The following is a 15,675-nucleotide window of genomic DNA, read 5'->3' as shown; positions in this document are numbered from 1 at the left end:
TCCCGTGCTGTGCTGGGGTGTTGCCGGGTACGGGGATATCGCCGGAGCGACGGGGGACGCAATGGTCTGGACCAGAATGGGACTAGACCAATTCGCGGGGCCGGGCGCCACCCGGCCTGCACACCGTGCGCCCCGTGGACTGGACCACCCGGGTAAAGGTGTCCCCAAGCCGGACGCCGAGGTGCCCGCGGACGCGGGCCGGGAAGACGTAGAACGGCCCGCCCGTGGGTAGGGCCGAACGCGTGACGTACGACGCACCGCCCGGACACGTTCCGCCGGAGCGGAACATTAGACTCGACGAGCCCGGCAACAGCTCTACTGCAAGGAGGCACGGGTGCCGCTGCTGACCCGCATCACGGGACCGCGCGATCTGGACCGGCTCAGCCTGGAAGAGCTGACTCAGCTGGCCGAGGAGATCCGTACCTTCCTCGTCGACGCCGTGTCCAAGACCGGCGGCCACCTCGGCCCCAACCTCGGCGTGGTGGAACTCACCCTCGCCCTGCACCGGGTCTTCGAGTCGCCGAAGGACAAGGTGCTCTGGGACACGGGCCACCAGTCCTACGTGCACAAGCTGCTCACCGGCCGCCAGGACTTCTCGAAGCTCAAGATGAAGGGCGGACTGTCCGGCTACCCCTCGCAAGGAGAGTCCGAGCACGACGTCATCGAGAACAGCCACGCCTCCACGGTGCTCGGCTGGGCCGACGGCATCGCCAAGGCCAACCAGGTCATGGAGCGCGACGACCACGTCGTCGCCGTCATCGGCGACGGCGCCCTCACCGGCGGCATGGCCTGGGAGGCGCTGAACAACATCGCCGCCGCCAAGGACCGCCCCCTGGTCATCGTCGTCAACGACAACGAGCGCTCCTACGCCCCCACCATCGGCGGCCTCGCCAACCACCTGGCGACCCTGCGCACCACCGACGGCTACGAGCGCTTCCTGGCCCGCACCAAGGAGGTCCTGGAGCGCACCCCGGTCGTCGGCCGCCCGCTCTACGACACCCTGCACGGCGCCAAGAAGGGCCTGAAGGACTTCATCGCCCCGCAGGGCATGTTCGAGGACCTCGGCCTCAAGTACGTCGGTCCGATCGACGGCCACGACCTGGAGGCCCTGGAGTCCGCCCTCACCCGCGCCAAGCGCTTCGGCGGCCCGGTCATCGTGCACTGCCTCACCGAGAAGGGCCGCGGCTACCAGCCCGCCCTCCAGGACGAGGCAGACCGCTTCCACGCCGTCGGCAAGATCCACCCCGACACCGGCCTGCCCATCTCCACCTCAGGCGCCGACTGGACCAGCGTCTTCGGCGACGAGATGCTCAAGCTCGGCAAGGAGCGCGAGGACGTGGTCGCCATCACGGCGGCCATGCTCCAGCCGGTCGGTCTCGACAAGTTCGCCAAGGCCTTCCCCGACCGCGTCTACGACGTCGGCATCGCCGAGCAGCACGGCGCGGTCTCCGCGGCCGGCCTCGCGCACGGCGGCGTCCACCCGGTCTTCGCCGTGTACGCCACCTTCCTCAACCGCGCCTTCGACCAGGTCCTGATGGACGTGGCCCTGCACAAGTGCGGCGTCACCTTCGTGCTGGACCGGGCCGGCGTCACCGGCACCGACGGCGCCTCCCACAACGGCATGTGGGACATGTCGATCCTCCAGGTCGTCCCCGGCCTCAGGCTCGCCGCCCCGCGCGACGCCGACCAGGTCCGCGCCCAGCTGCGCGAGGCCGTCGCGGTGGACGACGCGCCGACCGTGGTCCGCTTCTCCAAGGGCGCCGTCGGCCCCGCCGTCCCCGCCGTCGGCCGCGTCGGCGGCATGGACGTGCTGCGCGCCCCCGGCACCGACACCCCCGACGTGCTCCTGGTCTCGGTCGGCGCCCTCGCCCCGATGTGCCTGGAGGTCGCCGAGCTGCTGAACAAGCAGGGCATCTCCACCACCGTGGTCGACCCGCGCTGGGTCAAGCCCGTCGACGAGGCCATGGCCCCGCTCGCCGAGCGCCACCGCGTGGTCGTCACCGTCGAGGACAACTCCCGCGTCGGCGGCGTCGGCTCCGCCGTGGCCCAGGCCCTGCGCGACGCCGGCGTCGACGTACCGCTGCGCGACTTCGGCATCCCGCCGCGCTTCCTCGACCACGCCTCCCGCGCCGAGGTGCTGGCCGAGATCGGGCTCACCGCGCCCGACATCGCGCGCCAGGTCACCGGACTGGTCGCCAAGCTGGACGGCAGGTACGACCGGGCCGGCGCCGAGGTGGACCAGGTGGAGGCCGCGCGCGACTGACACCGCGCACCGCGGGACCCGCGACCCGGCACTGAGCCGGATGGGCCGGTTCGACCACTCGTTGCGGTGGTGGAACCGGCCCATCCGCGTGAAATCGCCCACGCCGGGGCATACGCAGTACGCCCCCTCTCGATCATGTCGAGGACGACAAGCGTGGGAGGTCCCCGTGAGCAACACCCTGTTCAGGACGAAGAAGATCGAGCAGTCCATCCGTGACACGGAGGAACCGGAGCACGCGCTCAAGAAATCCCTGTCGGCGCTGGACCTGACCGTCTTCGGTATCGGCGTCGTCATCGGCACCGGCATCTTCGTACTGACCGGCACCGTCGCCAAGGACAACGCCGGGCCCGCCACGGCCCTGGCGTTCGTGGTGGCCGGCGTCGTCTGCGCGCTCGCCGCGCTGTGCTACGCCGAGTTCGCCTCCACCGTCCCGGTGGCCGGCTCCGCGTACACCTTCTCCTACGCCTCCCTGGGCGAACTGCCCGCCTGGATCATCGGCTGGGACCTGGTCCTGGAGTTCGCGCTGGGCACGGCGGTGGTGGCCGTCGGCTGGTCGGGCTACATCCGCTCGCTGATGGACAACGCGGGCTGGCACATGCCCGCGGAGCTGGGCGGCCGGGACGGCGCGGAGGGCTTCGGCTTCGACATCCTCGCCGCCGCCCTGGTGCTGGTGCTCACCGCCATCCTCGTGCTCGGCATGAAGCTGTCGGCGCGGATCACCTCGCTCGTCGTCGCCATCAAGGTGGCCGTCGTCCTCATCGTGATCATCGCGGGCGCCTTCTTCGTCAAGAGCGCCAACTACGACCCCTTCATCCCCAAGTCGCAGCCCGTCGAGGCGGGCGGGGGACTGCACTCACCACTGATCCAGCTGATGTTCGGCTGGGCCCCGTCCAACTTCGGCGTGATGGGCATCTTCACGGCCGCCTCGGTCGTCTTCTTCGCCTTCATCGGCTTCGACATCGTCGCCACCGCCGCCGAGGAGACCAGGAACCCGCAGCGCGACATGCCCCGCGGCATCCTCGGCTCCCTGATCATCTGCACCCTCCTGTACGTCGGCGTCTCCATCGTCGTCACCGGCATGCAGCACTACACCAAGCTCTCCGTGGACGCACCGCTCGCCGACGCCTTCAAAGCCACGGGGCATCCCTTCTTCTCCGGGGTGATCAGCTTCGGCGCGGCCGTCGGCCTGACCACGGTCTGCATGATCCTGCTGCTGGGCCAGAGCCGGGTGTTCTTCGCGATGAGCCGCGACGGACTGCTGCCGCGCTTCTTCTCCCACGTCCACCCGAAGTTCCGCACCCCCTACCGGCCGACCATCCTGCTCGGCGTGGTCATCGCGATCGTCGCCGGGTTCACCAGCCTCAGCGAACTGGCCGAGCTGGTGAACATCGGCACGCTGTTCGCCTTCGTCGTCGTCGCGATCAGCGTGATCATCCTGCGCCGGACCCGGCCCGACCTGCCCCGCGCCTTCCGCACCCCGCTGGTCCCGGTGCTGCCCATCGTGTCCGTGGCGGCCTCGCTGTGGCTGATGCTGAACCTGCCCGCCGAGACCTGGGTCCGGTTCGGGATCTGGATGGCGATCGGCTTCGTCGTGTACTTCCTCTACGGCCGCACCCACAGCCGCCTGGCCCGCGGCGAGGAGGCGCCGGCCGACCCGGCCGGGCCGTCCGGCACGTAGCCCCACCGGCCCCACCCGGTCCGTCGCGCCGGGGCCCCGCACCAGCGCGGGTGCGGGGCCCCGCCCGGCACCGGGCCGGGTGTCACACGGGCCGCACCGTCCGGGGCCCCGCCACCTCCGCGCCCAGCCCGGTCACCCGGCGGCGCAGTTCGCGGTCGGCCGTCACGACGAGGACGGGGCGGTCGTCCGCCGCCCGCGCGACCAGGTCGACCATGTGGTCGTCCCCGCTGCCGGGCGCCGACTCCACCCGTACGCCGGGCACGGACTCGACCCCGCGGGCCGCGCCCTCGACGACGAGCACGATGTCCACCGGCCCGGCCCGCCCCGGCACCCCGTCCGCCGCCAGCCGGTCCCGCAGCCGCTCGGCGGCCCCGCGCCGGTCCCGCCACCATCCGTCGGGCACCGAGCCGACGACGTTCGCGGCGTCGACGACCACGAGCAGGGGCGCGTTGTCTTCCATGCCGCCAGGGTCGCACGCCCCTCCCCGCCCTTGCGGCTCCCCGCCCTTGAGCCTCACTGTCCCCGCGCCGCCCCGCCCCGCCCCGCCTCGCGGTCGGCGGCCGTACCCGCTCGCCACGGAACCGGTGCTCCCGCTTAGAGTGAACCGGTGAACGGCGACTGGCTTCTCCTCGGCCGCGACGGCCGCCTCAGTGTGTACTTCCAGGCGGACGACGCCGCCCTGTGGCGTGCCGAGAGCACACCCGGCGGACGCTGGGAGCCCCCGCGCCGGGCCGGCGGCGACCAGGAACTGCGTCCGGGCGCCCTCGCGGTCGGGCAGGGCGCGGACGGCTACGCCCACCTGGTCGCCTGGCAGCCCACCGGTGCCGACCGCGCCGGCCTCGTGCACACCACGCACTACCGGCCGCTGCTCGCGCCCCTGGACTGGCAGCCGGCCGGCCACCCCAACAAGCAGGGCGACCGCACCGGGCCTCCCACCGTCGCGGTCGACGCGCAGGGACGCGCCCACGTCTTCGTCCGCAACGGAGGCGGCGGCATGAGCATGGTGGCCCAGCGGGAGAAGGGCGGCTGGGCGCCGTGGCGGGACCTGAGGGGCAGCCGCGTCCGGGAGTCGCCCGTGGCGGTGACGACCCGGACCGGACTGGTCGAGCTGTACGCGCCCGTGGAGAGCGGGATCCTGCACTGGAGTCAGGAGGCGGCGGGCACCCGCATGGAGCTGGGGGAGCGCCTGCACGCCGCGGTCCGCCCGGGCACCCTGCGCGCCCTGGCGACCTCCGCGGAGCGCACCACGGTCTTCTTCACCGACGACGGCACCGGGGAGCTGTGCGCCTGGCGCCCCGGCGGGAAGCCGGTCCCGCTGGTGCCCGCCGCGGGCCCCGGTCCCGTGGCGGCCGTCGGCACCGTCATAGACGGCTACGACTGCACGCTGCTCGCCCAGCGCGCGGCGGGCAGCGGCCGCGTCGCCTTCGCCGCGTACCCCTCGGAGACGGAGGAGGCCGGCGTGGCCTGGACCGAGTCGGGCCCCGCGCTGCCGGCCGACGCGACCGTGGCCCTGGCCCTGGACGCCGACGGCCGGCTGGTGGCGGCGACCCTGTCCCCGTCGACCGGGCAGCTGCTGCTGACCCGGCGGAAGGACGAGGCGGGGCTGGCGCTGGGGGCGTGGCAGGCGGTCTGACCCAAGACCCCCGGGCCGCCGCCCGGGAGCGGCCGCGCGGGCGGGTCCCGGGAGCAGCCGTCGCGGGCGGGAGGAGCCGCGCACCAGGTCGTCACATCATGTTCGTCGAACGTTCGATCTATGATGGTGCGCGCTCAGCCTCCGCGCAGGACGGATCCTCGGGAGGAGGGCGGGTCAGCCGCGTTCGGCGGCGGGAGGGGCAGGTCACGTCATGCGGACCGGATCCGGGCGCGGCGCCGCCCGAGGAAGAGCGGCCGGCCAGGTCGTCGAGGCGGGGAGAGAGCGGCATGTCGCCGAGGGCTGTCTCGACGGCCGGTGGCTCGTCCTGGGCAAGGACGGCAGGCTGACCGCCTACGCCCGCTCCCGGGCCGGCCTGCTGCGCTGGACGGAGACCAGGCCCGGCGGACCGCACTGGTCGGAGCCGGAACTCATCCCGGTGCCGGACCTGACGGACCTTTCGGTGACGCAGGGCGCCGACACCTATGTCCACTTCCTGGGCCGGCGTGCCCGCGGGGGCGACGGGGCGCAGCCCACCGTCGACGTCGTCCACGCCATCCAGTACCAGACCGCCCGCCCGGTCACCGAGTGGCGGTCGTTGGGAAATCCGCACCCGCAGCAGGAGAAGGCCGTCCGCCTCGGCGCTCCGGTGGCCGCGGTGAGCTCGACTGGACGAGTCCATGTCATCGTGCGCAATGCCGGGGGCGGGCTGATGCTCCGTCGGGAGGGCCCCAGCGGCCGATGGGACCGCTGGCTGGACCTCAAGGGCAGCGGGGTGCGGGACGGGTTCGCCACGACGGTCCACTCCTCCGGGCGGATAGAGGTGCTCGCGGACAGCTCGCAACACGCGATGCGGTGGTGGCAGTCCGATGCCGACGCGGACTTCGGGCGGGAGCCGAACATCCCCCTGCGCATCACGCCCGGCACCGCCTCGCTGCTGGAGACCGCGCCGGACCGGTCGACCTTCTACTGGGCCGACGGAGACACCGGGCAGATCGTCGCCCACCGCCTCGGCGGCTGGGTGGTCCCCCTAGGCGGGGCGTCCACCGGGGACCGGATCGCGGTGCTGCGCGCGGTGCTGGACGGCTACGACTGCACGGTGCTCGCCCACCGCGGACTCGACGGCGAGGTCATGGTGGCCGCGTGCGGCACGGAGAACGAAGGCGCGGGCGTGTGGTGGTCGCCGGCCGGCGGGCCGAGTGCGGGGGCGCCCGCGCTGGCCCTGGACGGACACGGCCGGATCGTCCTCGCGCTGATCGGTCCCGACGGCACGCTGCGCGTCGCGCGGCAGGGTACCGGCCCGGGGCTGGCGCTCGATCCACCGGTACGTGTCTGAGGCGCGTGCCGCCGTCTGCGGCCCGGCAGGGTGACGTAACGTTTCGTCACCCTGTCGGAGCGCACCGGGCACCTGGCCCACGGGTCAGGCGGAACCGCCGCCCGTGGCGGGAGACTTCTTCGCCGACTCCGGGATGTCCGCGTCCTTGCGGAGCGCCTCCCACAACTGCTCCGCCTGCGGCTGGGCCGCCACCACCCGGTTGCGGTCCTGGGTGTCGTAGGCGACCGGCAGCATGATGGTCTCCATCGCGGCCGGATCGACGCCGTTGAGGCTGCGTCCGAACTCGGCGAGCTTGGTCAGGGAGGCCAGGTCGGAGTCGGTGGTCAGGGCCGCCGTGAGCTGGTCGGCGATCTTGTAGGTCTTGGTGGGGCTGCCGAGCAGGTCCTGGCGCTTGATCTCGCTCAGCAGAGCCAGCATGAACTGCTGCTGAAGGCCGATGCGGCCGAGGTCGCTGCCGTCACCGACGCCGTGCCGGGTGCGGACGAAGGCGAGGGAGTCGGTGCCGTTCAGCCTGTGCGTGCCCGCGGTCAGGTCGAGACCGCTGGACGGGTCGTGGATGTCCTGGTCGACGGTGACCGTCACGCCCCCGATGGCGTCGACCAGGTCCTTGAAACCGGCGAAGTCGATCTCCACGTAGTGGTCCATGCGGATGCCCGACATCTGCTCCACCGTCTTGACCACGCAGGCCGGACCCACCTGCGCGTAGATGGAGTTGAACATCACGCGCTCGGCGGAGGCGGCCTCGGTGCCGTCCTGCTTCCTGCACTCGGGACGGGTGACCAGGGTGTCCCGCGGGATGCTCACGGCCACGGCCTCGGTGCGGCCCTCGGGTATGTGCATCACCATCGCGGTGTCCGAGCGCGCCCCGGCCACCTTGCCGGTGCCGAGTCCGGCGTTGTCCCCGGAGCGTGAGTCGGACCCGAGCACCAGGATGTTCTGGCCCGAGGTGGGCAGCTTCTCCGGGCGGTCGTCGCCGATCGCCTCGTTGATGTCGACGCCCTTGATGTTGCCGTTGAGGTCGCTGTACAGCCAGTACCCGACACCCCCCACGACCAGGAGCAACAGGACGAGGCTCAGGCCGACCCAGCGCCAGACTCGGCGCCGTCTCGGTGGACGGGGCGACCGGCGGCGGCTGGGCGCGCGCCGGGACCGGCGGGGGCTCGTCTCCGTCGGGGCGTGCGTCATCGACCTCGGTCCTCTCTTGTCACCGGCTCGCTGGTCCGGACGTGCGTGCAGGCCACGAGTGGGGGGAGAGGCCGGGCCCCGCCGCGGCGACGGTCGCCGAAGCGTTTCCGAACTATAGACCGACTGGCGGACGGGCCGGTTGGCGGGACTGGACATCTGCCCGATGTCCGATGTTCAAGGGCATGTCAGAGAGCTGTGTATTTTCCGTCATAAGTGACTGCTGTTGACAGCAATCGGGACCTTGGTGAAGATGTGTCGGTCCTGTGAACGTTAAAGTTTCGGTGTGGACGGCACTGGCCGGTCGGTCGGTGCCTGGCGTGGTCGTGATTCGAGCCGGGGGGCACGAGGGCTCACGGTCACTGGTACTCACTCCGGCGTGTCCCGAGTGAGGAGAGGGAGGGTGGCTGTGCCGCTGCGTGCGTCGTCCTATGGGGTTCAGTGGCATGACGACCGTTTCTGACTTCACCGCGCATCAGACCGCCACGGCCGTTGTGGCCCCGAAGGGCACCGCGGGCCCACGGCCTTCCGCCGTGGACGCGCCGGCGACGCTCACGGACGAGCACGGCGACGTCTACGTCGAGCCGGGGCTGACTCCGCTGGCCGCGCGCGAGGCCAACCGCTCGGCACTCGTCGCCCTGCTCGACGCGGCCGGCGTCGGCCACTTCGCCGTACGCGGCACGGTCGACCACGGCACGGTCGTGGGCGTCGCCGAAGAGGACCGTGAGCGTGCGCTCCAGGCGGTGTTCCGCGGGCTGGGCCAGTACCCGGGACACCTGAGCGTCGTGGACCCGGACGCGCCCCGGCCCGCCAAGCCGGTCTCCTCGCGTGACCCCCGCGCCTGGCGCGAGGTCGTCGGCGCGCGGATCCTGCAGGTCAGCTGGTACCGCACCGACCCGGGCCGGCACCTGCTGCTCGGGCACGAGTACGGCTGCGCCCTGGAGTTCTGGCGGCGGCAGGGCAGCTGTCTCGTCGCGCCGCGGGCCAACCGGGCCACCTGGGCGGTGGCCGTCGGCGGTCCGAACGTCATGGGCGCCGCCCGGCTGTTCAGCCGCTTCGTGTCGGACTGGACCCCGGGGTACCTCGCACCGGCGCTGCCGACCCGGCCCGAGTTCCTGGTGAACTGCGCCGACGACATCGCGTTTCCCGTCGACGCCGTCTACACGTGGGTCGACGGAAACGACCCGGCCTGGAAGCAGCGCAAGGCGCAGGCCAAGGGTGAGGTCTACCACGCCGAGTCGGCGAGCGACGCCAGGTTCATCAGCCGGGACGAACTGCGTTACTCGATACGCTCCCTCCACCTGTTCGCACCGTGGATCCGGAACATCTACGTCGTCACCGACGACCAGGTTCCCGGCTGGATGCGCGAGGACGTGCCCGGGGCCCGCATCGCCACCCACCGGGAGATCTTCCGCAACCCGGAGGACCTCCCCACCTTCAACTCGCACTCGATCGAGAGCCAGCTCCATCACATCGAGGGGCTGGCCGAGCACTTCCTCTACTTCAACGATGACATGTTCATGGGGCGACCGGTCGCCCCGCACTCCTTCTTCACCCCGAACGGGACGGCGCGCTACTTCCCCTCGCGCAATCGCATCCCGCAGGGAGCGGTCGCCGAGACCGACAGTCCGGTGGACGCGGCGTGCAAGAACAACAGAGCGCTACTGCATGAACGTTTCGGCAAGGTCATCACGCAGCCCATGGAGCACATCCCCTACGCCTTGCGGCGTTCGGCGATGACAGAGGCCGAACTGGAGTTCCCCGAGGCGTGGGCGCGCACCTCGGCCAGCAGGTTCCGGGCCATGACGGACCTGTCGCCCACCTCGTCGTTCGCGCTGTACTACGCGGCGCTGACCGGCCGGGCGCAGCCGGGATCGATGCCCTTCACCTACATCCAGCTGGCCGTGCCCGACCTGGCGGACCGACTCCAACGGCTGCTCGACGGCCGCGACCAGGACTCGTTCTGCCTCAACGACGCCTTCTCCACCCCCGAGGACACGGAGGCCCAGCAAGAACTGCTGGACGACTTCTTCACCTCGTACTTCCCCACCCCAAGTCCCTACGAACGATGAGACGGAGTTCATGACGTGGCCAATCCGACGTCGATGAGTTCCGCGGTGCACGTCTACCGAAGGTTCGTCCCCCAGCCCGTCCGCTCCGCCGCCGCGACCACCGTGCCCGCGGGCGTGCGGCGCAAGGTGAAGGGCGGCCTCGCGCGGACCCTGAGCCGCCGAGAAGCCCGCCTGCACCGCAGGGCCCTGCGACGCGTCCGCCGCGCGGGCCTCGGACAGTCCGAGCGCCGTACGACCGCACCGGACGGCAGGATCGCGCACGTGCACACCGGGCTCACCGTCGACCTCGCCCGCCGGCTCGACCACGACCTGGTCACCCAGGCGCTGGACGCCGCCGAGGTGCCCTGGTTCGCGGTGCCCGCCCTCGACGACCGCCGTCTGTGCCTCGCCGTGGAGGTGCGGGACAAGGGCACCGTGCGCCGGGTGCTGCGCGCCCTGCTGGAGGAGCACACCGGCTACGTCGTCTCCGTGTCGCCGTCCGCCGCCGACACCCGCGAGACACCCGGCAGCCACATCAAGGCGTGGAAGCACTACGGCCGGGCCCGGGTGATCCGCCTCACGTGGCTCCGTACCGACCCCACGGAGCGCCTGTGGGTGGGGGAGGACCAGGGCATCGAGATCGAGTTCTGGACCGCCAACACCGACCTGCCCCACGAACGGCTCATCGGCCCCCGCCCCAACCGGGTGCAGCGCGCCGTGCCCGCCGATGCACTCGGCATCGAGATCGGTCTCGACCGGCTGTCCGGCTACTGCGACATCGACGGCGACCTGGGGCCGACGGTCACCCTGGAGAACTTCGACGTCGTACGGCTCGAGGAGATCTCCTTCCCCGTCGACGCGGTACTGCTGTGGCAGCACCCCACGCCGTGGGGAGAGGAACTGCTGCGCGCGGCCCTGCGCTCGGTGCACCAGTACGCGCCGTGGACCGACGTCGTGCACGTCGTCGCCCAGGCGGAGCCGCCGGCCTGGCTGGAGGCGGACGAACGGATCAGCGTCGTCCGCGCCGTGCCCGGGGCCGAGTGGCGACTCGACCAGCTGCCCGACCTCGCCGAGCACTTCCTGCTCATGCGGCCCGGTGCCCTGCTCGGCCGGCCGGTGCGGCCCTTCGACTACTTCACGCCCAGTGGCGGAACCCGTCCCCGGCGCGGCCCCTGGAGCGCGTCGGAGTCCTTCGCGGAGTGGGTCCGCGCCGCCTACTCCGTCACGGGCCGGGCCACCGGCCACGGCTACGCGGCCGGGCCCCAGCCGTACCGGGCCGACACCCTCACCCGGCTCGGGGAGGCGGGGGCGCGGTCCCTGCCCGTACCGGACGAGCAGGTGCTGTCCGGCGTGCCCGGCACCCACCCCATGGACGGGATGGCCCACCACTTCGGATACGTCGCCGGACTCGCCGACCCCTCGGGGGAGGCGTCGGTGGCGCTGCACGCGGCACTGCCCGGGATCGGCACCCACCTGCAACGGCTGCTCGTCCGGCGTGACGTGCAACAGCTCCAGTTCTTCGGTCTCGGCACCGGGGAGGCGGGTTCCGGAGGAGGGACCAACGCCGTCGTGCGCTTCCTGCACCAGTACTACCCCGTCCCCAGCGTCTTCGAGTGCGACCGCCCGCAGACCGACACAGAGCCGGACAGACATTCGTGAGCACAGGCAACCCTGAGGCCTCCGCCGCGGTCGGCGCGTACCGCAGCCTGGTCCCGGCGGGCCTCAGGCGCCGTATCGCACGCCGTGTCCCGGCAGGTCTGCGTACGGTGCTCAAGCACCTGCTCCGCCGGCTGCACGTCCTCTCCCTCGCCTCCCGGCTGTTCCGCGGCTTCCGGGCCCGCCGCCGCTGGCCGCACCTCTTCCGCGAGGGGGAGCGGCTCGCCGCACTCGCCGGACACGGCGACCGGATCGCCCTGGTCCGGCCCACCGTCTCGCCGCTCGGCCTGCGCGAGGCCAACCTCGAACTGGTCGTGACCGCGTTGGAGGAGGCGGGCGTCGACTACTTCGCCGTCCGCGGGACCTCCGACTTCCGCTCCGTCCTCGCCGTCGCGGAGTCCGACCGTGAGCAGGTGGGCAGGGCGCTCGAACGCTGTGCCGGGCACGGCCCCCTCTATCTGCGCGCATGCCGGGGCGAGACCCCACAGGCCCGTCCGGCACTGGCGGGCTCCCGGGCCGGCAGACAGCAGGCCCGCCATGCCGCGGTCCTTCGGACCGGCATGGTCTGGAGCGATCCCACCGGCTCCCTGGTGCTCGGTCTCGAGCACAGCTGCGACATCGAGTTCTGGAAGCCCGAGGCCGGCCGCCTCGTGGCGCCCCGCCCCAACCGCGTCACGGAGGACGTGTCACTGCGCGAGGCCCGGGTCACCGTGCCGGTCAGCCGGCTCACCGGCTTCGCCGCGCTGCACACCCGGCGCACCCGCTCGGTGCGCACCGTACCGGCCTGCGCCGACGCGCTGCCGGAGGACGTGCGCTTTCCGATCGACGTCGTCTACACGTGGGTCGACGGCAACGACCCCGCCTGGCGGCGACGCCGCAGTGCCTACGACGGCGGATACCACGCCGAGTCGGCGAACGCGGCCCGCTACATCAGCCGCGACGAGCTGCGCTACTCCCTGCGGGCCCTGGAGCAGAACGCCCCCTGGGTCAGACACGTCCACCTGGTGACGGACGGGCAGCGTCCGGCATGGCTCAACGACAGCCACCCGCGCCTGACCGTCGTCGACCACTCCGAGATCTTCGCCGATCCGGCCGCCCTGCCCACCTTCAACTCGCACGCCATCGAGAGCCGGCTGCACCACATCAAGGGGCTGGCCGAGCACTTCCTCTACCTCAACGACGACATGTTCCTGGGCCGGCCCGTCACTCCGCAGGACTTCTTCCTGTCCAACGGCATGACCCGGACCTTCTTCTCGCCGTCCCAGGTGCCCCGCCCGGACCCCAGCCCCGCGGACCGTCCGGTCGACGCGGCCGGCAAGAACAACCGGCGGCTTCTCCTGGAGAACTTCGGCTCGGTCATCGTCCAGAAACTCCGGCACGCGCCCTACGCCCTGCGGCGGAGTGTGCTGGCGGAGATAGAACGCGAGTACCCCGAAGCGCACTGGGAGACCTCCCACAGCCGGTTCCGCAGCCCGACCGACATCTCCATCCCGTCGTCGCTGTACCACTACTACGCCTACTTCACCGGCCGCGCCGTGCCGTCCGACATCCGGTTCGCCTACCTGGACCTCGCCAGGCCCGAGGTCGCACGGAGGCTGGGCATCCTGCTGGCCCGCCGCGACCGGCAGGCGTTCTGCATCAACGACACGCTCTCCGACGGCCACGACGTCGACCGCCAGACGGAGATGCTCGCCACCTTCCTCAGCGCCTACTACCCGGTGCCCAGTCCCTTCGAGCGCAAGGAGCGCGAGGCCCGGTGAAGATCTCCTTCCTGATCAACAACATCTACGGCATCGGCGGCACCAACAGGACCGTCATCAACCTCGCCGAGGCCCTCTCCGTCCACCACGACGTGGAGATCGTCTCGGTCTTCCGGCGTGCGCACGCGACCAAGTTCGAGATCTCCCCGCGCATCACCGTCCGGGCCCTCGTCGACCTGCGTCCCGGCTCGTCCGACCGGGGTGCCGCCGGCAGCGACGAGCCGAGCGCAGTGGTGCCGCGACAGGAGGAGTTCTTCGCGCAGTACAGCCGGTTCACCGACGAGCGCATCATCCGGGACCTGCGCAGGACCGACGCCGACGTGGTGGTCGGCACCCGGCCCAGTCTCAACCTCTTCGTCGCCGCCCACACCAAAGAGGGCGCGCTGCGCGTCGCCCAGGAGCACATGACGCACCTCGCCATCCCGCCGGCGGTGCGTGCCGAGATGGCCCGGGTGTACCCGCGGCTGGACGCGATCACGACGGTCACCGAGGCCGACGCCGGGTCCTTCATGGAGAACACCCCGATCCCCGGCATCACCGTGGTCGGCATCCCCAACAGCGTGCCCCGGCCGTCCGTGCAGCCCTCGGACTGCACCCGCAAGATCGTGGTGAGCGCGGGCCGCATGCACCACATCAAGCGCTACGACCTGTTGATCCGCGCCTTCGGCAGCCTCGCCGACGAGTTCCCCGACTGGCAGCTGCGCATTTACGGCGACGGCGGGGAGGCCGGAAAGCTGCGCACGCTCGTCACCGAACTCGGACTGTCCGGGCGGGCGTTGCTCATGGGCGGGTTCTCGCCGATCGATTCCGAGTGGGCGAAGGGGTCCATAGCGGCCGTCACCTCCAGCGCGGAGTCCTTCGGCATGACCCTGGTGGAGGCGATGCGCTGCGGACTGCCCGTGGTCTCCACCGACTGCCCGGTCGGGCCCCGGGAGATCCTCAGCGACGGCGAGGACGGCTTCCTGGTGCCCAACGGGCAGGTGTCGGGCATCGCCTGGGGGCTGCGCCGCCTCATGGCCGACGAGGTGCTGCGACGCGACATGGGCGAGGCGGCCCTGCGCAACGCCGCCCGCTACGATCCGGCCGCCGTCGCGGACCGCTATGTGCGGCTCTTCGAGGACGCCGCCCGCCGCCGGGCCGCCGCCGTCCGCGGCTACCGCGCACCGGCCGCGTCCCGGCGGACGGGGGCCCCGGCCACCGTCCCCCCGGTGGGCATCGGCGCGGCGACCGTGGACGTCGTCGCCGACGGCGCGGGCTGGCTGCGCTTCAGCACCGAGGGCCCCGGCGACGGCCGTCACCGCTGGCAGTTCGTACTGCGCCACAAGCCGTCCGACGGCAACCGGCGCCCCGATGTGCCCGTGCGCACCTCGCGGACGGACCTCGACAACGGAGGCACCCGGTACACGGCGGCGCTGGGCCCCTCGGCCCTGGACGAACTCGGCGACGGACGCTGGCAGGTGACGATGCGTTCGGCCAGGTCGAAGACCGTGCACATGAAGGCGGGCATCCGGGACACCCGGGCGCTGATCGACGCCCGGGCCGACCTGGTGGGCCGTCCGCCGACCGGGCCGGTCACCTGGAACCTGCCCTACGCCCAGCCCAACGGCCGGCTCATGCTGCGCACGGTGCTGCGCGAGGAACACGTCGAGTGCGCGACCGTCGAGCTGGGGGACGGTGCCATCACGCTGCGGGGCGTCCTGTGCGGCGGCCGCCGGATCGAACCGGGCGCGTTGTTCGTCGTGAGCCGCCGCGGTCCGCACGGCAAGAACTTCACCGTGCCCGTGGAGGTCCTCGGCCGCCACGCGTTCCGGGCGCACGTGCCGGTGCGACGCGTCGTCGACCACCGCCTGGAACGCTGGGAGGACTGGGACTGGTGGCTGCAACCCGACCCGCACGACCGGCGCAAGGTGCGGGTGTGCCACCTGCTGGAGGACTTCCCGGACGTCAAGGGCGCCTACGCCTACCCGTCCCTCCCGCTGACCGGGGACGGGATATCGGACCTTGCCGTGATCCACCCGGCCCGGCCGGTCTGGGTGCGGCCCTACTGCTCGGCCTCCGGGGCCATGGCCATGAACGTGGTGGACCGATGATCCGACGACGACCGACCACTTTGGAGGAC

Annotated in this window: 10 protein-coding genes; 8 read left to right on the top strand and 2 right to left on the bottom strand. The window is 72.0% G+C overall.

Going from position 1 to position 15,675, the window contains the following annotated elements:
• Nucleotides 1-334 precede the first annotated feature (334 nt).
• Together dxs and Sru02f_RS27950 are read left to right on the top strand one after the other, a co-directional pair.
• The gene (gene dxs, locus Sru02f_RS27955) at nt 335-2,263 is read left to right on the top strand and encodes a 1-deoxy-D-xylulose-5-phosphate synthase (protein WP_109029759.1); all 1,929 of its coding nucleotides are present in this window, start codon (nt 335-337) and stop codon (nt 2,261-2,263) included.
• A 166-nt stretch (nt 2,264-2,429) separates the two neighbouring features.
• Nucleotides 2,430-3,941, top strand: coding sequence for an amino acid permease (locus Sru02f_RS27950; protein ID WP_109029758.1), 1,512 nt, complete (start codon nt 2,430-2,432; stop codon nt 3,939-3,941).
• A gap of 82 nt (nt 3,942-4,023) precedes the next feature.
• Here the strand turns inward: Sru02f_RS27950 and Sru02f_RS27945 are convergent, their stop codons facing one another.
• The gene (locus Sru02f_RS27945; protein WP_109029757.1) at nt 4,024-4,401 is read right to left on the bottom strand and encodes a PIN domain-containing protein; all 378 of its coding nucleotides are present in this window, start codon (nt 4,399-4,401) and stop codon (nt 4,024-4,026) included.
• 147 nt (nt 4,402-4,548) lie between these two features.
• Between Sru02f_RS27945 and Sru02f_RS27940 the strand changes: the two genes are divergently transcribed.
• Both Sru02f_RS27940 and Sru02f_RS27935 read left to right on the top strand, forming a co-directional pair.
• Nucleotides 4,549-5,574 carry a PLL family lectin gene (locus Sru02f_RS27940; RefSeq protein ID WP_109029756.1) on the top strand — a complete coding sequence of 342 codons (1,026 nt, stop codon included), beginning with the start codon at nt 4,549-4,551 and terminating at the stop codon, nt 5,572-5,574.
• A gap of 211 nt (nt 5,575-5,785) precedes the next feature.
• Nucleotides 5,786-6,907: a PLL family lectin gene (locus tag Sru02f_RS27935; protein WP_109029755.1), complete on the top strand. Its 1,122-nt coding sequence runs from the start codon at nt 5,786-5,788 to the stop codon at nt 6,905-6,907.
• A gap of 84 nt (nt 6,908-6,991) precedes the next feature.
• Here Sru02f_RS27935 and Sru02f_RS27930 read toward each other — a convergent pair whose 3' ends face one another.
• Nucleotides 6,992-8,092, bottom strand: coding sequence for an LCP family protein (locus Sru02f_RS27930; RefSeq protein ID WP_109029754.1), 1,101 nt, complete (start codon nt 8,090-8,092; stop codon nt 6,992-6,994).
• Nucleotides 8,093-8,535: 443 nt separating this feature from the next.
• On the opposite strand from Sru02f_RS27930, the gene Sru02f_RS27925 reads away from it, so the two are divergent.
• From Sru02f_RS27925 to Sru02f_RS27910, 4 genes are read left to right on the top strand one after another with little or no spacing between them, the layout of a single operon-like run.
• Complete coding sequence (locus Sru02f_RS27925) at nt 8,536-10,161, top strand: stealth family protein (RefSeq protein WP_109029999.1); 1,626 nt, start codon at nt 8,536-8,538, stop codon at nt 10,159-10,161.
• Between the two features lie 15 nt (nt 10,162-10,176).
• Nucleotides 10,177-11,799 carry a sugar phosphotransferase gene (locus Sru02f_RS27920; RefSeq protein ID WP_109029753.1) on the top strand — a complete coding sequence of 541 codons (1,623 nt, stop codon included), beginning with the start codon at nt 10,177-10,179 and terminating at the stop codon, nt 11,797-11,799.
• Nucleotides 11,796-13,556, top strand: coding sequence for a stealth family protein (locus Sru02f_RS27915; RefSeq protein WP_109029752.1), 1,761 nt, complete (start codon nt 11,796-11,798; stop codon nt 13,554-13,556). The genes Sru02f_RS27920 and Sru02f_RS27915 overlap by 4 nt, the downstream gene beginning before the upstream one ends.
• Entirely contained in the window at nt 13,553-15,646 is a 2,094-nt protein-coding gene (locus Sru02f_RS27910) for a glycosyltransferase family 4 protein (protein ID WP_109029751.1), read from the top strand. The genes Sru02f_RS27915 and Sru02f_RS27910 overlap by 4 nt, the downstream gene beginning before the upstream one ends.
• The last annotated feature ends 29 nt before the right edge of the window (nt 15,647-15,675 follow it).

This window comes from Streptomyces rubrogriseus (genome assembly GCF_027947575.1).
Taxonomy (GTDB): domain Bacteria; phylum Actinomycetota; class Actinomycetes; order Streptomycetales; family Streptomycetaceae; genus Streptomyces; species Streptomyces rubrogriseus.
Note: the sequence above shows the minus strand (reverse complement) of the source record. Positions and strands in the feature narration are given on the sequence as shown.

Excerpts from the sequence above, each read along its gene's own strand:
- Sru02f_RS27925 (WP_109029999.1), top strand. The coding sequence starts at position 8,536 with ATGACGACCGTTTCTGACTTCACCGCGCATCAGACCGCCACGGCCGTT.
- Sru02f_RS27930 (WP_109029754.1), bottom strand. The coding sequence starts at position 8,092 with ATGACGCACGCCCCGACGGAGACGAGCCCCCGCCGGTCCCGGCGCGCG.
- Sru02f_RS27945 (WP_109029757.1), bottom strand. The coding sequence starts at position 4,401 with ATGGAAGACAACGCGCCCCTGCTCGTGGTCGTCGACGCCGCGAACGTC.
- Sru02f_RS27935 (WP_109029755.1), top strand. The coding sequence starts at position 5,786 with ATGCGGACCGGATCCGGGCGCGGCGCCGCCCGAGGAAGAGCGGCCGGC.